Below are 19,579 nucleotides of genomic sequence, written 5' to 3'. Positions count from 1 at the left end.
TATCGAGCATGATCCGTTCAGTGGTTCGCGGTTTCGGCTCGGCGCTGCCTCAGCGCCTGGTCACGAACAAGGAATTGGAAAGCCTGGTTGAAACGTCCGACGACTGGATCGTCCAGCGAACCGGCATCCGTCAGCGTTACATTGCCGGCGATGGGGAAACCACTGCATCGCTCGGCGAACAGGCGGCCCGTGCCGCCCTCGACAAGGCCGGCCTGACGCCGGCCGACATCGACCTCGTCATCGTCGCCACCTCGACACCGGACAACACGTTCCCGGCGACCGCCGTCAACATTCAGAGCCGTCTCGGCATGACGCAGGGCTATGCCTTCGACGTGCAGGCGGTCTGTACCGGCTTCGTCTACGCCATGGCGACCGCCGACGCGCATTTGAAGGCAGGCCTTGCCAAGCGTGCGCTGGTGATCGGTGCGGAAACCTTCTCGCGCATCCTCGACTGGACGGACCGCACCACCTGCGTGCTGTTCGGCGACGGCGCAGGTGCGCTGGTGCTGGAGGCGCAGAACCTTGAAGGAACGATGGCCGATCGCGGCATGCTGACGGCCCATCTGCGCTCCGACGGTTCGCACAAGGACAAGCTCTACGTCGACGGCGGCCCGTCCTCCACCGGTACGGTCGGTCATCTGCGCATGGAAGGCCGCGAAGTCTTCAAGTATGCGGTCGGCATGATCACCGATGTCATCGAGGCGGCTTTCGCCGCCACCGGGACGACAGCAGACGATCTCGACTGGCTGGTGCCGCACCAGGCCAACCGTCGCATCATCGACGGTTCGGCAAAGAAGCTTGGCATTCCGACGGAGAAGGTCGTGATCACCGTCGACCTGCACGGCAACACGTCGGCGGCCTCGATTCCGCTGGCGCTTTCGGTTGCCGCGGCCGACGGTCGCATCAAGCAGGGCGACCTGGTGATGCTCGAGGCAATGGGCGGCGGCTTCACCTGGGGCGCCCTTCTGCTGCGCTGGTAATCTCGTATTTACAAGCGCTTGACCCTGGACGACAACACACATAGTGTTCGCAAACGTTGATCGATGAACACTTTGACGGGCGGGGGTCATGGCCGGCAAGACAGTGACACGGGCAGACTTGGCGGAGTCGGTGTTTCGCAAGGTCGGTCTCTCGCGAACGGAATCGGCCGAGCTGGTCGAGACGGTGATCGACGAGATCTGCAACGCCATCGTGCGCGGGGAAATCGTCAAGCTCTCGTCCTTCGCCACCTTCCAGGTTCGGGCGAAGAACGAGCGCATCGGCCGCAACCCGAAGACCGGCGAGGAAGTGCCGATCTCGCCGCGCCGGGTGATGACATTCAAGGCCTCGAACGTGCTGAAGCAGCGTATCCTGAAATCGCATCTGGCCCGCAAGGCCAAGCAGAAGCCGGCCAATCCGGCCGCCTGAACGCGGCTCCTGCACGGGCCGGCGCCGCTCTAGGCTGTTCATTCTCTCTCATTCGACTTGAATTCGCCTCCGCAAACCGTTGAAATGCGGAGCATCGAGGAATTGGACCTGCGTTGAGTCGGCCTTAGCCGATCGAGGGAGACGACATCTTGGAAAAGAGCCCGGACGCGTTCCGCACCATCAGCGAAGTTGCCGACGATCTCGACCTTCCGCAGCACGTGCTGCGGTTCTGGGAGACCCGCTTCCCGCAGATCAAGCCGATGAAGCGCGGCGGCGGGCGTCGCTACTACCGCCCCGAGGATGTCGATCTGCTGAAGGGCATCCGCCATCTTCTCTACGACCACGGCTATACGATCAAGGGCGTCCAGAAGCTCCTGAAGACGAACGGCAACAAGTTCGTCGCCGCCATCGCCTCGGGCGACATGGCGACCATGGAAGCGATCATGGCGGCCAACAACGACCGTGCGGGCGGCGAGCCGAAGATCGCGCCCGACGACGAGGACCAGATCGTCGGACGGGCGAAGGCCAAGTCCAGCGGTCGCTTCTTCGGCTTCGGCTCGGGCGGCGAGGATGACACGCTGGAGGTGTCGATCGGCAAGAGCTCGGTCGGCAAGGAAGACCGCGCGCTCCTGCAGGAGGCGCTCTTCGATCTGCTCGAGTGCAAGCGCCTGCTCGACCAGGTGCGCTAACACAGCGTCCGGCTGCCTTAGAAGCGATTCAGCCGGCGCCGCCGACCGGCGTCAGCACGATGCCGCTGCCATCGCATTCGGGGCACAGGCCGCCCTCGAGCTTGCCGGTGCCGCCGCAGCGCCGGCAAAGGTTCTCTGCAGCATCCGGCGTTCCCTCCGGCACCGCGTCGCTATTGGCCGGGGCTTCGGGCATTCTCTGATCTGTGCTCATCGCAACTTTCCTCAGACTGTCTCGAAGACCAACACCGGCCACCCCATCTCCGTTCCCGGGGGCCGATAGGAACATCGGGTCAAAGACCTTGGGATGGCAGAGGGCAGGTCAGGCGTTTCACCACGCGGCCGCCGTGCGCGCTACGGCACGGCTGACGCCGCGCTCGCGATCCGTGATCAGGGTGCGGGCTTCAGATCGCCGATCAGCGTCGGGATGAACTCCGATACCGTTGGATGGATCGGCACGGCCCATTGCAGCGCCGGATAGGGCATCTTCGCATTCATGGCATCGATGATCCCGTGGATTGCCTCGTCGCCTTCGACCCCGAGAAAGGCGGCTCCAAGGATCTGCTGCGTCTCGGCGTCGGCGACGAGCTTCATGAAGCCCAGCGTCTCGCCTTTCTCGACGGCCCGTCCGACCTTCGACATCGGTCGCTTGGAGACCAGGATCGGCCGGCCGCTCTCTCTCGCCTGCCGTTCCGTCATGCCCACCCGCCCCAGCGGTGGATCGATGTAGAGCGCGTAGCCGAGGATCCTGTCGCTCAGCTTGCGGTCGCCGCCGTCGAGCAGGTTTGCCGCGACAATCTCGAAGTCGTTGTAGGAGGTGTGGGTGAAGGCGCCGTGGCCGTTGCAGTCGCCAAGCGCCCAGATGCCCTCGACATTCGTCGACAACCGGTCGTCGACCTGGATGAAGCCTTTCTGGTCAACGGCGATGCCGGCCGCCTCCAGGCCCAGATCGTCGGTGTTCGGCCGCCGGCCCGTTGCCACAAGCACATGGCTTGCGGTGTAGCTGCCGCTGTCGGTCGTCACCTCGATCTGGTCTCCGGCCTTGGCGAACGACAGACCGCCTGCCGCCGTATGGACGGCGATGCCTTCGGCGCGCAGGATCTCGGCGATCGCCTCCGAAATGTCCTCGTCCTCGCGCGATGCCAGCCGGTCGCCTCGCTCGATGACTGTCACCTCGGCACCGAAGCGCCGGTACATCTGCGCGAATTCAAGGCCGATATAGCTTCCGCCGATCACCACCAGATGGCGAGGCACCACGTCGAGATGGATGATCGACGTGCTGGTCAGGTAGGGAACCTCGGCGAGACCCGGATAATCGGGAATCACCGGTCGCGCGCCGACATTGAGGAAAATTCGCGGCGCCGTCAGCCGCTCGCCGTTGACGAGCACCGTCCTTGCATCCTCGAACCGGCCCTGGCCAAAGATCACCGTCATGTCGGGCAATCCGTCGAACCAGGTCTGTAGCCCCTGCCGGGCGTCGAGCGTTACCTTCTCGGCGCGGCCCTGCACCACGCGCATGTCGACACCGATAGGGCCGGTGACGAGAACCCCGTAGTCGGCGGCACGTCTCGCCACATGCGCGGCACGGGCGCTGGCCACGAGCGCCTTTGTCGGCATGCAGCCGGCATTGACGCAGGTCCCGCCGAGATATTTCCGCTCCAGCAGCGCGACCTTGAAGCCTTCCGACGCCATCCGCGCCGCAAGGAACGGCCCGGCCTGGCCGGCACCGATGAAGATGGCGTCGAACTCCCGCATCACACGGCCGAGACGATCAGCACGGCGGCAACCACGGCGACCACGTCCTCGACGATGCCGGCGGGCAGATCGCGACCGAAGGAGGCAGCAAGCCTTGCTCTCACCGCTGCGCCGCCATAGGTGCCGACGACCGCCCCGATGATGCCGGCAACCACGCCGAGCCATAGGGAGCCGCCGGCCGCGCCGATTGCTCCACCCGACAGGGCGCCGCTGACGAGGCGGGCGCCGAACTGCATCGGCACCTTGCGGGACGGCGTTCCCGGCAACTGGTCGGCGACGAACTCGCCGGCCGCAAGCACGGTCAGGATCCACGGTGTCCACTGGTAGCCGAGGAAGGCCAGCGGCGTCTGCGAGATGTCGAACCAGCCGAGGCTGGCGGCCCAGGCGACGGCTGCAGGCGCCGTCAATGCCCGCAGGCCCGCGACCACACCGATAAGCAGAGCAAGAACGAGTAGCATGGTGGTTCCCTTCGTTGGTGCGGGCAGCCCGCGGGCGCTTGATCTGGTGACGCGCCTTGAGGGGATCCTAGCCTGCCTTGCCGCCGCCCGCCATGGGAGATGCTGCGCCGCCGTTTCGCGCTGCCGCGGCACGGCAACAAGGTTTGGGAAACCAGCTCAAGGCCTGGCGCTGACAAGTGGCCGCGGCCGGAGCTGCCGTGTCCGGGGGAGATTTCAGGAGGAGGGGGAGATTTCGGGAGGAGGGGGAGGCGAAGAGCCGTCAGCAGAAGCCGGCGCTGAGCAGGCTATCAGCGATCGCGGTCGCACAGACACAGAGGAATACGGGCCGTTAGATCGACGCGACGGTCTGTGATGACAGCGAGGGGACCGCTGTCGCCGGTTCAGAGATTCAGGTAAAACAACTGGGCTATCAAGGTGTTCATTGGTCGGGGCGGCCGGATTTGAACCGACGACCCCTTGACCCCCAGTCAAGTGCGCTACCGGGCTGCGCTACGCCCCGACCCGCTTCGTGAGAAGCACGAACTCCATACTGACTTGCCGCATCCGGTGCAAGACCAAAAATCGGAACCCTTGAAAGATGATCACCGGTAGAGCGGCGCCCGGGTGGCGTTCATCAGCAGTTCCTGCTCGGAGGCGAAGGGACCGAGAAGCTTGAGCAGCCGGTTCTCTTCCTTGGCGTCGAGGCGGTATCGCTTGGCGAAATCGCTGACGTTCCACACCTTCTTCAGCGGCACGTTCTGAACCGTCTGCTTGTCGATATGCTGCGTCATGATGACCCCCTCGCTGTCGTGGCTTGGCCCGACAACTGCGAGAGGGGTAAAATGTTCCAGGGTAAAACACTAAAAATGTAATTTAGCGTATTGGCAGCATGCTACCGCTTCCGGCGTCAGTTTTCCTCTACCTTCACGCCGTTGCTGGTGATGCTCATTTCAACGCCCTTCGGCTTGGTCTGCTCGTGGATGAGGTAGGCGCCGAGGCCGACGACGAGCACGGCGAGCGCGCCGATTACGAAGTAGAGATTGTTGCTGCGTGTCATGGGAACTCCGTGGACATTGCGAAAGGCGCGCAGAAACGCCGGTCCCGCAAACTTGTTCCCAGAGCGCTGGAACAATTCAGCCGTCATTGGCAGAGCTCAGGTTTTCCGGCCGCATTCCCTCGTCGGACGGCTGATCGCGGAGCCGCAGACCTGGGCCGACGCCGGGGTCGTCCTGGCCGGCAGCAAGGAAAACCACGCCCTGCTGCTCCAGCGCCTGGCGCAGCCTGTGGAAGCTGTCCATGTCTCCAGCGGTCTCGCCGCGCTCGATCTGGTCAAGGTCGGCAGTCGCAAGGCCGGCCGAGGAAGCAAGCGCCTCGGTGGAGAGGCCGAGCAGGGCACGCGCGGCGCGGATCTGGGCGTTTGTAATCATCCGCAAGTATCTGGAACCGAGCGCCGGAAGGTCAAGATGCCGGTTGTAGAGCCGGGTCCGCAGCACGCCGCAAGGCAATCCGGCCAGCGCGCCTATGGCGCCACTCCAGTGCGTGACAACCCCACACGACGCCGAACAGGATGTAGACGTGCCGCCAGTGGTCGATGTCGATGACGTTGCCGATCAGTGCGTGGCCGAGGATCGAGATCCAGGCGATCATCAGGTAGGGCTGCCACGGCCTGTCACGCAGTAGCGCCCGGAAGCCGACGATCAGCGTCGCCCAGATCAGCGTCACATAGGTGACGAAGCCGAGCCAGCCGTAGGTGGTGAGCGACTTCAGCCAGATATTGTGCTCGTCCTCGCCGAACATCTTGCCGAGCACCATAGGACCGAGACCGAGCGGGCGCTCCATCGCCATCAGGAAGCCCAGCTTGTGGCGCTCGAAGCGGCCGAGCCGCGCCCCGTCATACTCCTGCACCAGCCGGGCGCGGTTGAGGAACAGGTCCGACACCTTCTTCGACTGCATGGCACCGGCGATCGCCATCATCAGCACCAGCACGGCTGTAATGAACAGCGTGAAGATCTTCAGCCGGAAGGCGGCTGTCCGCTCCTTCAGCAGCATGACGACGACCAGCGCCAGGCAGGCGAAGACGAACAGCCCCCAGGCGGCGCGTGAGAAGGACAAGAAGACGCCGAGCGTCAGCACCAGGAACCCGGTGATGTAGAGGGGTGAGCGCAGCGGCGATCCGGAGAGCACCCGGTACATGAGGTAGAGCGCCGGCGGCACCAGATACGGGCCGAAGACGTTAGGATCCTGGAAGGCGCCTTTCGCCCGGTCGTAGAGGGTAAACACCTCGGCGCCGGGAAAGGCGTGGAAATACCCCAGAATGCCGAGTATCGCGGTGATCACCGCGCCGGCCACCCAGGCCTGGAAGATCAGTTTCAGCCGCCGGTGGTCGTCTTCGACGATGGCGCCGTAGAAGACCGCCGAAAGTGCCAGGAAGGTCGAGACGGCGACGTACATCGGCGCGCCGGTCATGTCCTTCATCACCGTCAGCGACAGCATGCCGCCGATGTTGAACAGCAGAAGCAGGATCAGCAGCGGGGCGATCGCCCGCGAGATCTTCAGCCCGAACAGGAACCACAGGGCGATCTGCATCGCCATCATCAGCTCGTAAGGGGCGGGTTCGGAGATCACGAAGCCGGAGAGGAATACGCCGACCGCGACGAAGGCCGAGCCGACGATGCGCAGCGCCGCGAGCTGCGGGCGAAAGGTTGCCGGGTGCGCGTGGCTCACGGCGCTCAATAGGCGTTTTCCGTATTGAACAACCGGATCGGCGTCAGAGCCAGGATCTTCAGGTCGAGCCACAGTGACCAGTTCTCGATGTAGTCGAGGTCGTAGGCGGTGCGGGCGCGGATCTTGTCGTCGCTGTCGAGTTCGCCGCGCAGGCCGTTGATCTGCGCCCAGCCGGTGACCCCCGGCTTCACCCGGTGGCGGGCGAAATAGCTCTCCGCCACATCGACATATTTGCGGTTGCCGGTCTGCGCCTGCACCGCGTGCGGACGCGGGCCGACCAGCGACAGCTCGCCGCGCAGCACGTTGAACAGCTGCGGCAACTCGTCAAGCGACGACTTGCGCAGGAAGCGGCCGACGGGCGTTACCCGAGGGTCTTTACGAGTGACTGCCAGCTTGGCCGTCGGATCGGCAAGTTCGGTATACATCGAGCGGAATTTCAGGACGTCGATGACCTCGTTGTTGAAGCCGTGGCGTTTCTGGACGAACAGCGCCGGCCCCTTGGACGTCGCCTTCACCGCGATGACGCAACCGATCATCACCGGCCAGAACACGACCAGCATGAGCGCCGAAAAGGTCACGTCGAAGATGCGCTTGGCAACCGAATCCCAGTCGCGCAGCGGCTTGTCGAAGATGTCGAGCATCGGCACGGCGCCGACATGGCTGTAGGCGCGTGGCCGAAAGCGCAGGCGATGCGCGTGGGCGGCGAGCCGGATGTCGACCGGCAGCACCCAGAGCTTCTTCACCAGCTGCAGGATGCGCTGTTCGGCGGTCGCCGGCAGGGCGATGATCAGCATGTCGATGCGTGCAAGCCGGGCAAATTCCACCAGTTCGCCGAAGGTTCCGAGCTTCGGGTAGCCGGCCACCACCTCCGGCGAGCGGGCGCTGCCGCGATCGTCGAAGATGCCGCAGATGCGAATGTCGTTGTCGGGCTGCTGCTCCAGTGCCCGGGCAAGGTCCTTGGCCGGCTGACCGCCGCCGACAATCACCGCGCGACGTTCCATGATGCCGTTGCGCGACCAGTTGCGGATGCCGAAGGCGAGCAGGTAGCGCACGGTCACCAGCAGCACGCAGCCGAAACCGAACCAGGTGCCGAGCGACGGCAGCGGCAGCCGGGCGTCGATGAGCTGCGCGACCAGCTGCTGCAGCGCAAAGGCCGCAAGCCAGGCGGCCAGAACCCGCGGCGCGGCGCGGCGCGGCGCCCTGAGCAGGGGGATCTGGTAGGTGTCGGCAACCTGCAGGAACAGCATGGCGAGCACTGCGCCGAACAGCGTCAGCCCGACATGCAGCAGATGCGGAAACATCGCGTCCGGCGCGGCGAACAATCCGACGGCGAGACCGGTGGCGGTCAGGATGAGGATCTCCAGAAGCCGGAACTGTCCGATCAGCAGCGACGGGCTCTGGGAATGATTGCTGAACTGCTCGGCGATCTGGCGGGCAAAGGCATTGAGTTCCGGTGCCCGGGCGTCAGAGCTGTTGCGTTCGAAAGCCTTGGCCTGCTCACCACCCGCAGCGCCGCCGGAAACATCGGACACGTTGCGCCGAAGGGCGTCGACGTCCAGTCCCTCGTGCTGTGCCGGGTCGCTCATCGCAAGATCCCAATCGCGCTCATGCGCCAGCCGGCTCGGCCACCGCGCAATGGGCAGGTCTATCAGAAAGATGCTAATAAAGTTTTGAGTTCGGGCGATCCAGCCGGCGCTGGTAGAGCGCGAGCATAGCCGAGGCCATCACCGAAGCCGAGAAGCGTGACTTGAACGCCTCCGGGCGGGGCATCACCTGCGCCTGCCAGTCGGGCACGCTCAGCACCTCGAGCATCAGCCGGGAAAGATCGTTCGCATCGCCGGGCACGGCCAGCGCCGCGCTGTGAGCGCCGAGAACCTCGGGGATGCCGCCGACGCGGCTGGCGATGAGCGGCTTTTCCGCCGCAAGCGCCTCCAGCACGATATAGGGCATGGCTTCTGCCCTGGACGGCACGACCACCACATGCGCCAGCGCGAACGCCTCGCGCGCCGGCATCGCGTCCAGCAGCCTGATCCGGCGGCCAAGCCCGCGCTCGTCGATGATCTGCCGGTAGCGCGGCTTGTCCGGTCCGTCGCCGACCATCACCGCCGACAGCGTCCGGCCAAGGCTTCGTTCGGTGCGGGCGAAGGCGTCGATGAAGACGTCCGGCCCTTTGAGGTCGCGCATCATGCCGATGTAGAGGAAATCGGCACCATCCGGCCGCGTGGCGACGGGTGAAAACTCCTGGTCGCGGATGCCGTTGTAGATGATCTCGGCCGGCACCGTCGGAGCGCCGACCTTCTCCTCATAGGTCCGCCGCTCGAAGTCGCAGACGAACACCAGCTGGTCGGTAAAGCGCTCCAGAAACCGTTCGAGCCGCAGCACGATCTGGCCCACCGGTTTGCGGCGATCATAGTGCAGGCTGCCGCCATGCGGCGAATAGAGGCGGGCGACGCAATACCTGTTGACCCGCAGGGCTGAGCCGATGAGACGGGCCACGACGCCACCTTTGGCGCCGTGTCCGTGCAGGACGTCCGGCTTCAAACTTCTGATATGCTTGTAGCTTGCGTAGAGCGCCGCCAGATCCGAAGGGCTGATGGCGCGGCGGATCGGCAGGCGGATCAGGCCGAGTGCGAGATGCGGCAGGATCGCCTCGAAGAGCTTCTCCTCGTGTGGGCCTCCCGTTGAGCTGTCGCAGAGGATGCCGACCTGATGGCCGTCGCGCACATGCTCCTCGACCAGATCCCGCACATGGCGAAAGATCCCGCCCACCGGCGACCGGAAGCAATGGATGATCCTGAGGGGTTCGCCGGCGGCCATGGATGTCAGAAAAGCCGCTCGCGGACATAGATCGTATCGCCGGCCAGCACTGGGCTGGAAATGGTGGTGCGGCCCGTCAGCGAGCGTCCATTCAGCTTGCGTGTCACGTCGACGTCGCGCTGGTTGCCGCGCGGCGTGAAGCCGCCGGCGATCGCCACGGCATTCTGCACCGTCATGCCCGGCACGTAGGAATACTGGCCCGGCCGGCCGACTTCGCCCATCACGAACACGGGCCGGTAGCGATCGACCTCTATGGTGACATCCGGATCGCGCAGATAGCCCTGGCGAAGCTTGGTGGCAATCGCACCTTCGAGGCTTGCCAGCGTCTCGCCGCGGGCCGGCACCTGGCCGATCAGCGGGAAGGAGATGTAGCCCGCCTGGTCCACCGTGTAGGTGTTCGTCAGGCTCTGCTGCTCGAAGACTGCGACGCGCAGTCGGTCGCCGCTGTCCAGCCGATAAGGCTGGATCGTCGCCTCATGGAATGCCTTCGGCGCCGGCTTGTAGGAGGTGCAGCCGGACAGGACCCCAAGCGCCGAAACGGCGAGGGCCAGTGCGATGGATGATTTACGGCGTGCGAACTTCATTCGCGCGGACTCCGGCTTAAGAAACCAACTTCATCCGTTATCGGTCCATTAGGGTTAATGGCCGGTAAAGAGCCTTGGCCTGACTGTGCCAGATGTGCGGGCGCGGCGGCGAACTGCCGGCGGGGAGGGCGTTAACGTCCCGCTTACTCTGTTCGTTTACGCTCTTCGTGAATTACACGTGGAGCGCGCGATGCCAGGCGTCACCGGAAATCAGGATGCGGATATTGATATCGGCCAGCTGTTCGGCGCCGTGAAGGACCGCCGCAAGGCGATCCTCGCGTCGACCGCCATCGCTGCGGCCATCGCCTTTGTCTGCGCCAGCCTGATGACCCCGAGCTACAAGTCCGAGACGCGCATCCTCATCGAAGCGCGCGAGACCAACACTGCCGGGCAGGAAACCCAGGGCGCCAACGAGCCGGTGCTCGACCAGTACAACATCGTCAGCCAGGCGCAGCTCCTTCAGTCGGCGGATCTCATCAAGACCGTGGCCCGCGACCTGAAACTGTTCGACCTGAAGGAATTCGACCCGGAAGCGCATTCGCTGCTGCCCGATCCGCTGGTCATGCTCGGCCTCAAGCAGAACCCGCTAGACCTGCCGCCGGAAGACCGCGTCATCAAGGCGTTTCGCGAGAAGTTGCAGGTCTATCCGGTCGAGGGGTCGCGCGTCATCGCCATCGAGGTGTCCTCGGAGGATCCCAAGCTTGCCGCCGCCATCCCCAACCGGATGGCCGAGGTGTACCTGTCCATGCAGAGCGGCGCCAAGCTCGACACGCATAGCGAAACCACCCGTTGGCTGGAGCCCGAGATCGCGTCGCTGCGCGACAAGGTGCGTGATGCGGAACGCAAGGTTGCCGACTATCGCACCACGGCCGGCCTGTTCCAGTCCGGCGAGAACACCAGTTTTTCGGCGCAGCAGCTGAACGACATTTCGACCGAGCTCGCCCGTGTCCGCGGCGAACGGGCGAATGCCGAGGCGCGGTCGGAAAACGTCCGCGCGGCGCTAAAACTCGGCCGCGGTTTCGATACGCTCGGCGACGTCGTCGGCTCGGCGATGATCCAACGGCTGAAGGAGACAGAGGCCAACCTGCAGGCGGAGATCTCGCAGACGCAGATCTCTCTGCTCGACGGACATCCGCGGCTGAAGGGCATGCGCGCCCAGCTCGCCGGCATCCGCCAGCAAATCGAATCGGAAACCCGCAAGATCCTCGCCAGCCTCGAAAGCGAGGCGGATGTCGCAAAGCTGCGGGAACGGCAGCTCGGCCAGCAGCTGAACGGCCTGAAGGCCGATTCGGCCCGTGCCGGCGAAGACGAAGTCGGCCTGCGCGCGCTGGAGCGCGAAGCCGCCGCCCAACGGCAGCTGCTGGAAACCTACCTGTCGCGTTACCGGCAGGCCGCCTCGCGCGTCGACCCGGGTTCGACGCCGGCCGACGCGCGTGTCGTGTCGACCGCGATCGAGCCTGTCGAAGCCTATTTCCCCAAGGTCATCCCGATCACCATCATCGTCGCTCTGGCGACGCTCATCCTGCACGTCATCGGCATCATCGTCGCCGCGCTGTTTTCCGGTCGCGGACTGCGCCCGACCTATGAATACGAGGACGGCGGCGAAGCGTCGGCGTACGACACGATGCCGGGCCGCTACCGTCTCTCCCAGGAGAGGACCGACAACACCGAGCAGGGCGAGTTTGATGCACATGCACTGAACGATCTTGCCGCCGCAAAGAACGATGCCTCCTCGGCCCCTGCAGCGCCCGCGGCAGAGATGCCCTCCGATATGCCGGCTGCCATTCATGCAGCGCTCAGCCTCGAAGCGGTGCGCGACTACCTTCTGCGGCGCGGGTCACCGCTTGCCGTCGCCGTGTCTCCGACCGGCGACGAAGGGTCCACGGCCACCGTCCTCCTGGCGCGCGAAATTTCTGAAGCCGGCCGCACCGTCGTGCTGGTCGACATGACAGGATCCGGCTGCCCGACCCGGCTGATGGCAGACAGCATCAGCCTGCCGGGCGTCACCGACCTTCTCTGCGGCACCACGCCGTTCGGCGACACCATCCATCCGGACCGGCTGTCGGATGCGCATATCGTTCCGCAGGGCACGGCCGACGCTGAGCAGGCGATGCGCGGCGCGGATCGCCTGACGATGATCCTTGATGCGCTGGCAGGCGCCTATGATGTGGTGCTGGTTGAGTGCGGTCAGGCAGATGCCAAGGGCCTCGAGCGACTGATGCGCGGCGACAAGGCGGAACTGATCCTGTCGCTGCCGCTGGCAAGCCAAGGCGAGATCGGCGAACTGCTCGAGGACTATGCGCAGGCCGGCTATCGCAATCCGCTCGTCATGTCGGCCGAACTTGCTGGCCGTCCCAGCCGCAGCGGCCGCGTCGCCGCCTGATCGCGTTCTCAACGCTGACAGTAATCCAAGCCGATCCGCTTTGGGTCGGCTTGCCGTCTCTAGTCCTGCTCGGTGGGGAGCGGCGATCTCCGGCCGGCCCTCAGCCGCTGGATCATGCGGTAGAGACGCGGGTTGCGCTTGATGCCGAGCTTTGCACGCCCAATGCCAGCATGCAGCGCCGCAGCGATCCGGCCGGCCGTCGAGATCGGGATCGAGATGTCGTAGAGAACGGTTTCCACCGGACACCAGCTGCGCTTGTAGCCCTGGTCGCCGACGCCGAAATCGAAGAGCGCCGCACCTTGCGCACAAGCCTGCTCGATCATCAGCCAGAACAGCAGCTCGCCGGGGCTTGCTTCCGGGTGAAGCGTTCCGTCGATCGACCCGAACTGGCAGATGATGTGATCGCCCTTGCGCGACAGGCCGGCGATGGCAGCGATCTCGCCGCCCTTCCTCAGCCGGATCGCATGCAGCCTGAGCGGATAATTCTGCTCCATTGATTGGGCATCGATCAGCGCGTGGAAGAAGGCCCGGATCTCCGGATCGGCGAAGACGTCTGGAAGCCCGTGCGCCTCGAAGCGGACGCGCTTCTGGCGGAAGAATAGGTCGAGGAGCGTGTGCTGCTCGGCCAATGTTTCCGGAATCCAGTGATCGTAGCCGCCGGCCTCTTCGAGGCGCCGGTTCTGGGTGCGGAATTTCTTGCGCCGGCGCTTGGCATTCAGCTGCTTCAGCGTTTCCTCGAAGCGCGGATGAAGCGGCAGCTGAAAAGACGGGTTGAGGTGGGTCCGGAAGCACAGCGCCGCGAGCGGATGATCCCCGTCGCGCCAGCGCCGCGGGACAGCTTCGAGGATGGCAAGATCGGCCTTGCCCTTCAGCAGCAGGGCGATCTGTCGGCGGATCTCCATCTGCCGGGCGGGCGCCGGTCGAAAATCCTCGGCAAACAACCCGGTGTTGAGATTGTTGTGACGGCCGCCGGGGAACGCCGCGACCCGGATGCCGTTGCGCCTGGCGATCTCAAGCGGCAGCAGGAAGACCATTCGATCGCCGACAAGCCCCTCGATGACCAGCGGCGTTCGACCATGCGCTATCGACCAGCTTCGGCACCAGTCGTAGCCCTGATGCAGCGAATTGAGCGGCAGCCGTTCCAGCCGCCGCCACTCATGTTCAATGGAGGCCATGTCGACGAGGCGGCACATGATTGCCGTCGATTCGACCGCAGCCTCTCCCGGCTCCGCGTTCGGATCGGGTGGGGCAGGGCATTCATCGATCGCCGAGCGGATTGTCTGCACGCGGTACTCCTTGGTGCCGGGCAGAGGCTAGGGCAGGAATCGCAACAACTGGTTATGGCGCAAAGACAGTGAGCGTCCGATCGCCGGGTGTGGTTAAGCGCCAGTGAATCAGCGCGGCCGCGGCCCCGCCATCCAGCGGATGATCAGCATTGCCGGCAGGATCCACAACAGCCCGCTCAAAGCAAAATAGGCAAGGTGCACGTACCAGGGGGAGGTGCCAAGCGTCAGCGAGGCGATGCTCGTGGCGATCAGCGCGTAGCTGAGGACGAGGATGATCAGCAGGATCGTTCCGATGAACTTCTTCAGGCGCAGTGGCATGAGCTTCCTCTTGCAAGCCGGTCCGCTCTCAAAGACCTTGCCGCGACGGCATGCCGCAAACCTGCAGGACTTGTTTTGCACGGGCCCATGGGGCAAATCAACGCCGAGACGACATTGTCGACAGATGTCAGGAGACGGTCATGGTCACCTCGGACGCAATCATCCGGGATACGAGCAGTGAGGAGAGCCGCCGGCTGGAGCGCAATCGCCTCGCTCTGCGCCGCTGGCTGCAGCTCGTCATCCTGACGCTGGTCTGCCTGGTCGTTGTCGGCGGCGCCACGCGGCTCACCAATTCCGGCCTGTCGATTACCGAGTGGAAGCCGATCCATGGCGCCATACCGCCGCTTTCGGTTGCCGAATGGGAAGAGGAATTCCAGCTCTACCAGCGCATCCCGCAGTATCAGCAGCTGAACCACGGCATGACGCTCGACGAGTTCAAGTCGATCTTCTGGTGGGAATGGGCGCACCGGCTGCTGGCCCGGGCAATCGGCCTCGTCTTCGGCCTGCCGCTGGTGTTCTTCTGGCTCACCGGCCGTGTCGAGCGCCGTCTGCGCATGCCGCTCGTCGGGCTCCTGGCGCTCGGCGGCCTGCAGGGCTTTGTCGGCTGGTGGATGGTATCCTCCGGCCTTGCGGTGCGCACCGACGTCTCGCAGTATCGCCTGGCGACGCATCTCACCATCGCCTGCCTGATCTACGCCGCCTGCGTCTGGATCATGCGTGGGCTGACGCCACAGACGGTCGACCGGCCGCCGACCCGCCACTCGCATCTCGCCGCCGGTGCCCTGGCGTTTCTGGCGCTGTTCCAGATCTATCTCGGCGCGCTGGTTGCCGGCCTGGATGCCGGCTTCGCCTACAACACCTGGCCGCTGATGGATGGCGCGCTCATCCCCGGCGACCTGTTCATCCAGCAGCCCTGGTGGATCAACCTCTTCGAAAACCCGAAGACGGTGCAGTTTGTCCACCGCTGCGGCGCTTACCTGCTGCTGATCTTGACCTTCGTGCACATGCTTCAGTCGCTGCGCCTGACGCCCGGCACAGGCCATGCCCGGGGCGCGATGCTGCTGTTCGGTCTCGTCTGTCTGCAGGCGGCAATCGGCATTGCAACGCTTCTGCTGCACGTGCCGATCGAGGCGGGGCTGCTGCATCAACTGGGCGGGCTTCTGGTGCTCGGCTATGCCATCGCCCACTGGCGCGGCTTCTACGGCGAGTTTCCGCGCGATCCGGCAGTGCGCAGCTGACGCCTGGCGGGCTTCAGAACCCGTCGCTCAGCATCCTCCGCACAATTCCGGCAAAGGCCAGTCGCTCCTTGATGTTCTGCTGCGCGCCTTCCGCGTCCGCTCGCTTCTGCGACCATGCGACCGAAAGCATCGCATGCACGGCGGCAAACCGCAGAACCTTGTCGGGCGGGCAGCCGAAATGAATGCCGAAGTCGCGGGCGAGGCGGCGGATCCGCTCCGGTGAGACGATAAGCGCCCCGGCGCCAAGCGGATTGCCGAAGACGTTCGCCACGTCGTAGACGGGGTCGCCGATCAGGCCGTGCGGATCGATCGCCCGCCAGCGATCCTTGCCATCAAAGAGGATGTTGTCGTGGTGGAGGTCGCCGTGCAGCGGCCGCACGTCATGCGTCTCCGCCAGAAGGCTGCGGGCCTCGGCCGCCGCCCAGCGACAGATCTCGTGATGGTCTCCACCGCGTTCCTCCAGCGCGAAGAGCGTCTTGACGTGGTCGGCAAACGGCATCATGCCGCGCGGCGCCGGGCGAGGCATCGCGCTGTGCAGCTCTGGCAGCAGGTTGAGGATCACGCTCGTCGCTTCAACGTCCCGAGCCGCACCGAGGACGCGCGCCAGCGTCAGTGCGCCGGCATCTTCCAGCAAGGCACAGTCATTCGTCACGTCCAGCAGTCGGACTGTGCCGTGTCCGTCACGCCAGCGCAGGAATTCAAAGCCGGAGCGCTCGGCCATGCCTTCCGGCTTGAGCCGCTTGAGGATGACGATTTCACCGCTGTCCGTGCGCGCACGCCAGACATGGCTGCTGTGCGTATCGGCGATCAGCACCGGGTCGGAAAGCCGCCAGCGTCGTAGAAGGAAGGGGTCGACATTCGCCACCATCATCCGCCCGCACAGCTAGGCCGGCAGGTGGCAGACCGCCTCGATATTGTGCCCGTCGGGATCGAGAACGAAGGCGGCATAATAGTTCGGGTGATACTCTGGGCGCAGACCGGGCGGGCCGTTGTCCGTCGCACCATGCTCCATGGCCGCTGCGTAGAAGGCATCGACCGCTGCCCGATCGGGCGCGCTGAAGGCGACGTGCATGCTGCCCTTGCTGCGCGCGCCGTTGCCGATCCAGAAGGAGGCCTTGCCGTCGCGGCCGTAGCCGACGCCCTCATAGGTTCCGCCGGTTTCCGCCGCCGTCACCGCCATGACGATTGAGGCGCCGAGTGCCGGCATGACGGCATCGTAGAACAGGCGGGAGCGGCCGAAATCGGCCACCGATAGTCCCAGATGATCCAGCATTGCCGCACTCCGTTGCGATGGGTTTCAGGCCGACAGCATCAGGTCCATGTTCTGCACGGCTGCACCGGAGGCGCCCTTGCCGAGATTGTCGAGCACGGCGACGAGGTTCACGTGCGCGCCGCCCGGCGTTCCGAACACGAAGAGCTTCATCGTGTCCTGCCCGGCAAGTTCCTCGGCGTCGATGCGGCCGAGCTTGGCACTTTCTTCAAGCGGCACGACGGTGACGATGTCCTGCCCGGCATAATGCGCCGCAAGCGCCGCATGGATGCTCTCCAGCGTCGCGCCGGGCGCGAGATCCTCGACGAACAGTGGCACCTGGACGATCATCCCCTGCGGGAAGCGGCCGACCGACGGCGAAAACAACGGCGCCCGGTCGAGCAGCCCGTGGATCTTCATCTCCGGCGCATGCTTGTGCTTGAGCGGCAGGCCATAGAGGAAATTGTTGGCGGAAATCGCGTCGTCCCGCGACGGGTCTTCCATCTGGGCGATCATCTGCTTGCCGCCGCCCGTATAGCCGGAGACCGCATTGACCGAGACCGGATAGCCGTCAGGCAGGATGCCGGCGGCCCGGAGCGGCCGGATGAGGCCGATGGCGCCGGTCGGATAGCAGCCGGGGTTGGCGACGTAGCGAGCGCCACGGATCTTGTCCGCCTGCTGCCGGTCCATCTCGGCGAAGCCATAGGCCCAGTCGGGCGCGATCCGGTAGGCGGTCGAGGTATCGATGATGCGAACCCGGTTGTTCCCCGACAGCATGGACACAGCTTCCCGCGACGCATCGTCGGGAAGGCAGAGGATCGCCACGTCGGCGCTGTTGAGCAGGTCCTCGCGCAGGGCCGGGTTACGCCGCTCCGCCTCCGGGATCGACAGGAGCTCGACGTCGCGGCGGCCGGCCATGCGGGTGCGGATCTGCAGGCCCGTGGTTCCGTGTTCGCCATCGATGAAGATTTTCGCGCTCATGTCTTCGCCCACAATAACAGGAGGTTGGCAGGTTCGGCGGAATCAGTCTCTCCGCCAGTTGATTCTGTTTCTCAAGCGCTGCGGGAAAGCCGCTCCGCCCGGAGGCCCAGCATATACATGGCGACTGTCGCACCGGCAATGGCGGTGATATCGGCATGGTCGTAGGCAGGCGCCACCTCGACGACGTCGGAACCGCGGATGTCGAGGCTGCCGAGCTTGCGCAGGACCGAAAGGATCTTTGCCGAGGACGGTCCGCCGGCGACCGGCGTGCCGGTGCCCGGCGCGAAGGCCGGATCGAGGCAGTCGATGTCGAAGGTGAGGTAACACGGCCGCTCGCCGACATGCGCGAGGATTTGCTCGGCGATCGCCTGGGCGCTCAGGTCCTCCACCGCGTCGCCGCGCAGGATGCGAATGCCGAAATCCTCCGGTGCCTGCGTGCGGATACCGATCTGGATCGAGCGGGAGGCGTCGATCACGCCTTCGCGCACCGCCCGGGCGACGAACGAACCGTGGTCGAGGCGCTGGCCATCGTCGTCCCAGGTGTCCTGGTGGGCGTCGAAATGCACCAGCGCCAGCGGTCCATGCCGCTCCGCATGTGCCTTGAGCAGCGGCCAGGTGACGAAGTGATCGCCGCCGAGCCCCAGCAGATAGGCGCCGGATGCGAGAATTTCCGCCGCCTGCGCCTCGATCCGCGCCGGCGTCTCCTGATGGTTGCCGTAGTCGAGCAGCACGTCACCATAGTCGGTCACTGCCATCTCTTCGAACAGGTCGCGGGCGAACGGGTACTGCGGGTCGTTGTCGAAGATCGCCGAGGCGCGGCGGATCGCCTGCGGCCCGAACCGGGCGCCCGGCCTGTTCGAGGTCGCGGCATCGAAGGGGATGCCGAGCACCACCGCATCGACGCCCTGCAAGTCCTTGGTGAACCGGCGGCGCATGAAGGACAGCGCGCCGGCATAGGTCGGGTCGGAGGCAGCACCACGATAGGCGCTGGCGGTGAATGCGTGGTCGATGGATTTGGAGGGCATCGGTGCTCTATTTCGTCTCGGAAAGGTCGGAAAATTTGCGGATCTTGATGGAGCGCCCCTGAAAGCGGGCCGTTATCTCCAATTCGCCGCCCATCGCCTCGATGAACCGCCGAAGCGTTCCGACATACATGTCGGCTCGCTTCTCCAGCTTGGCCACGGAGCTCTGGCCGATCTGCAACGTCTGGGCGATGTCTTCCTGCGACAGCTTCAGTGCCCGCCGCACGTCCGCCAGATGCATTTCTTCGCCAAGGCGCAGAGCCTCTTCCTCGGCCTGCGCGCGGTCGGCCTTCGGCATCTGGCTTCGCAAGTCGCCGAAATTGTTTCTACCGCTCATGGCCATCCTCCTTTGCCAGTTCCGCCAGATGCTCATCGTAGAGCTCGTCGGATATCGGTATCATCGTCTCATAGAAGCGCTTGTTTCCCGTCTTGTCGCCGCCAATCAAGAGAATGGCCATGCGCCGGGGATCGAAGGCGTAGAATATCCTGAGAGGCTTGCCGCTGCTCTGGACGCGCAGTTCCCGCATGTGTGCATGTCGCGAGCCTTTCACGCCGCTTGAGTACGGAAAGGGGAGGTTAGGACCGCGCGCTTCCAGCTGTCGCACATGCGCGTCGATGCTGATGTGGTCACTCGGCTTAAGAGTATGCCACCATGCCTCGAATTCGTTCGTGTACTCGACGACATAGCTCAT

Annotated in this window: 23 protein-coding genes and 1 tRNA gene; 5 read left to right on the top strand and 19 right to left on the bottom strand. The window is 64.9% G+C overall.

The features are described from left to right. Positions 1–8 precede the first annotated feature (8 nt). The 3 genes from ACR65N_RS01885 (at position 9) to ACR65N_RS01875 (ending at position 2,096) form a co-directional block, all read left to right on the top strand. Positions 9–980 carry a beta-ketoacyl-ACP synthase III gene (locus tag ACR65N_RS01885; protein ID WP_440455508.1) on the top strand — a complete coding sequence of 324 codons (972 nt, stop codon included), beginning with the start codon at positions 9–11 and terminating at the stop codon, positions 978–980. 88 nt (positions 981–1,068) lie between these two features. After that, on the top strand, positions 1,069–1,407 hold the full coding sequence (locus ACR65N_RS01880) for an integration host factor subunit alpha (protein ID WP_430305171.1): 339 nt from the start codon (positions 1,069–1,071) through the stop codon (positions 1,405–1,407). 149 nt (positions 1,408–1,556) lie between these two features. Then, complete coding sequence (locus ACR65N_RS01875; RefSeq protein WP_440455507.1) at positions 1,557–2,096, top strand: MerR family transcriptional regulator; 540 nt, start codon at positions 1,557–1,559, stop codon at positions 2,094–2,096. Positions 2,097–2,124: 28 nt separating this feature from the next. Here the strand turns inward: ACR65N_RS01875 and ACR65N_RS01870 are convergent, their stop codons facing one another. From ACR65N_RS01870 to ACR65N_RS01820, 11 genes are all read right to left on the bottom strand, one after another. Next, positions 2,125–2,307, bottom strand: coding sequence for a hypothetical protein (locus ACR65N_RS01870; protein WP_440455506.1), 183 nt, complete (start codon positions 2,305–2,307; stop codon positions 2,125–2,127). 176 nt (positions 2,308–2,483) lie between these two features. Further along, positions 2,484–3,848: an FAD-containing oxidoreductase gene (locus ACR65N_RS01865; RefSeq protein WP_440455505.1), complete on the bottom strand. Its 1,365-nt coding sequence runs from the start codon at positions 3,846–3,848 to the stop codon at positions 2,484–2,486. After that, a complete protein-coding gene (locus ACR65N_RS01860; protein ID WP_440455504.1) occupies positions 3,848–4,306 on the bottom strand; it encodes a DUF4126 family protein in 459 nt (152 codons plus the stop codon). Before ACR65N_RS01860 ends, ACR65N_RS01865 begins: the two co-directional genes overlap by 1 nt. Positions 4,307–4,728: 422 nt before the next feature. Then, a tRNA-Pro gene (locus ACR65N_RS01855) sits at positions 4,729–4,805 on the bottom strand. Positions 4,806–4,887: 82 nt separating this feature from the next. Continuing rightward, a complete protein-coding gene (locus ACR65N_RS01850; RefSeq protein WP_430305165.1) occupies positions 4,888–5,076 on the bottom strand; it encodes a hypothetical protein in 189 nt (62 codons plus the stop codon). 116 nt (positions 5,077–5,192) lie between these two features. Beyond that, entirely contained in the window at positions 5,193–5,342 is a 150-nt protein-coding gene (locus ACR65N_RS01845) for a hypothetical protein (RefSeq protein ID WP_430305163.1), read from the bottom strand. A gap of 76 nt (positions 5,343–5,418) precedes the next feature. After that, positions 5,419–5,712, bottom strand: coding sequence for a helix-turn-helix domain-containing protein (locus ACR65N_RS01840; protein WP_430305162.1), 294 nt, complete (start codon positions 5,710–5,712; stop codon positions 5,419–5,421). Between the two features lie 31 nt (positions 5,713–5,743). After that, positions 5,744–7,018, bottom strand: coding sequence for an O-antigen ligase family protein (locus tag ACR65N_RS01835; protein WP_440455503.1), 1,275 nt, complete (start codon positions 7,016–7,018; stop codon positions 5,744–5,746). After that, a complete protein-coding gene (locus ACR65N_RS01830; protein ID WP_440455502.1) occupies positions 7,015–8,595 on the bottom strand; it encodes an undecaprenyl-phosphate glucose phosphotransferase in 1,581 nt (526 codons plus the stop codon). Before ACR65N_RS01830 ends, ACR65N_RS01835 begins: the two co-directional genes overlap by 4 nt. A 73-nt stretch (positions 8,596–8,668) precedes the next feature. Further along, positions 8,669–9,826 carry a glycosyltransferase family 4 protein gene (locus ACR65N_RS01825; RefSeq protein ID WP_440455501.1) on the bottom strand — a complete coding sequence of 386 codons (1,158 nt, stop codon included), beginning with the start codon at positions 9,824–9,826 and terminating at the stop codon, positions 8,669–8,671. 5 nt (positions 9,827–9,831) lie between these two features. After that, positions 9,832–10,410: a polysaccharide biosynthesis/export family protein gene (locus ACR65N_RS01820; protein WP_430305157.1), complete on the bottom strand. Its 579-nt coding sequence runs from the start codon at positions 10,408–10,410 to the stop codon at positions 9,832–9,834. A 190-nt stretch (positions 10,411–10,600) separates the two neighbouring features. Here ACR65N_RS01820 and ACR65N_RS01815 point away from each other — a divergent pair, with 190 nt between their 5' ends. Beyond that, entirely contained in the window at positions 10,601–12,793 is a 2,193-nt protein-coding gene (locus tag ACR65N_RS01815; protein ID WP_440455500.1) for a GumC family protein, read from the top strand. 59 nt (positions 12,794–12,852) lie between these two features. Here the strand turns inward: ACR65N_RS01815 and ACR65N_RS01810 are convergent, their stop codons facing one another. Together ACR65N_RS01810 and ACR65N_RS01805 are read right to left on the bottom strand one after the other, a co-directional pair. Beyond that, positions 12,853–14,079, bottom strand: coding sequence for a GNAT family N-acetyltransferase (locus tag ACR65N_RS01810; RefSeq protein WP_440455499.1), 1,227 nt, complete (start codon positions 14,077–14,079; stop codon positions 12,853–12,855). Between the two features lie 108 nt (positions 14,080–14,187). Then, complete coding sequence (locus ACR65N_RS01805) at positions 14,188–14,397, bottom strand: DUF2842 domain-containing protein (RefSeq protein WP_430305153.1); 210 nt, start codon at positions 14,395–14,397, stop codon at positions 14,188–14,190. A 140-nt stretch (positions 14,398–14,537) separates the two neighbouring features. Between ACR65N_RS01805 and ACR65N_RS01800 the strand changes: the two genes are divergently transcribed. After that, entirely contained in the window at positions 14,538–15,635 is a 1,098-nt protein-coding gene (locus ACR65N_RS01800; RefSeq protein ID WP_440455498.1) for a COX15/CtaA family protein, read from the top strand. 13 nt (positions 15,636–15,648) lie between these two features. Here the strand turns inward: ACR65N_RS01800 and ACR65N_RS01795 are convergent, their stop codons facing one another. From ACR65N_RS01795 to ACR65N_RS01770, 6 genes are all read right to left on the bottom strand, one after another. Next, entirely contained in the window at positions 15,649–16,506 is an 858-nt protein-coding gene (locus ACR65N_RS01795; protein WP_440455497.1) for an aminoglycoside phosphotransferase family protein, read from the bottom strand. Positions 16,507–16,518: 12 nt separating this feature from the next. Further along, positions 16,519–16,908, bottom strand: coding sequence for a VOC family protein (locus ACR65N_RS01790; RefSeq protein WP_440455496.1), 390 nt, complete (start codon positions 16,906–16,908; stop codon positions 16,519–16,521). Positions 16,909–16,932: 24 nt separating this feature from the next. Next, complete coding sequence (argC, locus tag ACR65N_RS01785) at positions 16,933–17,865, bottom strand: N-acetyl-gamma-glutamyl-phosphate reductase (protein WP_440455495.1); 933 nt, start codon at positions 17,863–17,865, stop codon at positions 16,933–16,935. Between the two features lie 71 nt (positions 17,866–17,936). Continuing rightward, positions 17,937–18,890 carry an agmatinase gene (gene speB / locus ACR65N_RS01780; RefSeq protein ID WP_440455494.1) on the bottom strand — a complete coding sequence of 318 codons (954 nt, stop codon included), beginning with the start codon at positions 18,888–18,890 and terminating at the stop codon, positions 17,937–17,939. Between the two features lie 7 nt (positions 18,891–18,897). Then, complete coding sequence (locus ACR65N_RS01775) at positions 18,898–19,224, bottom strand: XRE family transcriptional regulator (RefSeq protein WP_440455493.1); 327 nt, start codon at positions 19,222–19,224, stop codon at positions 18,898–18,900. Next, positions 19,214–19,579 (bottom strand): type II toxin-antitoxin system RelE/ParE family toxin, encoded by a 366-nt coding sequence (locus ACR65N_RS01770; RefSeq protein ID WP_440455492.1) that lies wholly within the window; start codon positions 19,577–19,579, stop codon positions 19,214–19,216. The genes ACR65N_RS01775 and ACR65N_RS01770 overlap by 11 nt, the downstream gene beginning before the upstream one ends.

The sequence above is a fragment of the Rhizobium sp. SAFR-030 genome, assembly GCF_059415005.1.
The sequence above is the reverse complement of the archived record's forward strand: the minus strand, read 5'-3'. Positions and strand labels throughout refer to the sequence as shown.

Coding starts and splice junctions, on each gene's coding strand:
- ACR65N_RS01840 (WP_430305162.1), bottom strand. CDS start 5,712: ATGATTACAAACGCCCAGATCCGCGCCGCGCGTGCCCTGCTCGGCCTC.
- ACR65N_RS01865 (WP_440455505.1), bottom strand. CDS start 3,848: ATGCGGGAGTTCGACGCCATCTTCATCGGTGCCGGCCAGGCCGGGCCG.
- ACR65N_RS01870 (WP_440455506.1), bottom strand. CDS start 2,307: ATGAGCACAGATCAGAGAATGCCCGAAGCCCCGGCCAATAGCGACGCG.
- argC (WP_440455495.1), bottom strand. CDS start 17,865: ATGAGCGCGAAAATCTTCATCGATGGCGAACACGGAACCACGGGCCTG.
- ACR65N_RS01825 (WP_440455501.1), bottom strand. CDS start 9,826: ATGGCCGCCGGCGAACCCCTCAGGATCATCCATTGCTTCCGGTCGCCG.
- ACR65N_RS01790 (WP_440455496.1), bottom strand. CDS start 16,908: ATGCTGGATCATCTGGGACTATCGGTGGCCGATTTCGGCCGCTCCCGC.
- ACR65N_RS01860 (WP_440455504.1), bottom strand. CDS start 4,306: ATGCTACTCGTTCTTGCTCTGCTTATCGGTGTGGTCGCGGGCCTGCGG.
- ACR65N_RS01775 (WP_440455493.1), bottom strand. CDS start 19,224: ATGAGCGGTAGAAACAATTTCGGCGACTTGCGAAGCCAGATGCCGAAG.
- ACR65N_RS01795 (WP_440455497.1), bottom strand. CDS start 16,506: ATGATGGTGGCGAATGTCGACCCCTTCCTTCTACGACGCTGGCGGCTT.
- ACR65N_RS01830 (WP_440455502.1), bottom strand. CDS start 8,595: ATGAGCGACCCGGCACAGCACGAGGGACTGGACGTCGACGCCCTTCGG.
- ACR65N_RS01770 (WP_440455492.1), bottom strand. CDS start 19,579: ATGAGCTATGTCGTCGAGTACACGAACGAATTCGAGGCATGGTGGCAT.
- ACR65N_RS01850 (WP_430305165.1), bottom strand. CDS start 5,076: ATGACGCAGCATATCGACAAGCAGACGGTTCAGAACGTGCCGCTGAAG.
- ACR65N_RS01885 (WP_440455508.1), top strand. CDS start 9: ATGATCCGTTCAGTGGTTCGCGGTTTCGGCTCGGCGCTGCCTCAGCGC.
- speB (WP_440455494.1), bottom strand. CDS start 18,890: ATGCCCTCCAAATCCATCGACCACGCATTCACCGCCAGCGCCTATCGT.
- ACR65N_RS01845 (WP_430305163.1), bottom strand. CDS start 5,342: ATGACACGCAGCAACAATCTCTACTTCGTAATCGGCGCGCTCGCCGTG.
- ACR65N_RS01820 (WP_430305157.1), bottom strand. CDS start 10,410: ATGAAGTTCGCACGCCGTAAATCATCCATCGCACTGGCCCTCGCCGTT.
- ACR65N_RS01800 (WP_440455498.1), top strand. CDS start 14,538: ATGGTCACCTCGGACGCAATCATCCGGGATACGAGCAGTGAGGAGAGC.
- ACR65N_RS01815 (WP_440455500.1), top strand. CDS start 10,601: ATGCCAGGCGTCACCGGAAATCAGGATGCGGATATTGATATCGGCCAG.
- ACR65N_RS01880 (WP_430305171.1), top strand. CDS start 1,069: ATGGCCGGCAAGACAGTGACACGGGCAGACTTGGCGGAGTCGGTGTTT.
- ACR65N_RS01805 (WP_430305153.1), bottom strand. CDS start 14,397: ATGCCACTGCGCCTGAAGAAGTTCATCGGAACGATCCTGCTGATCATC.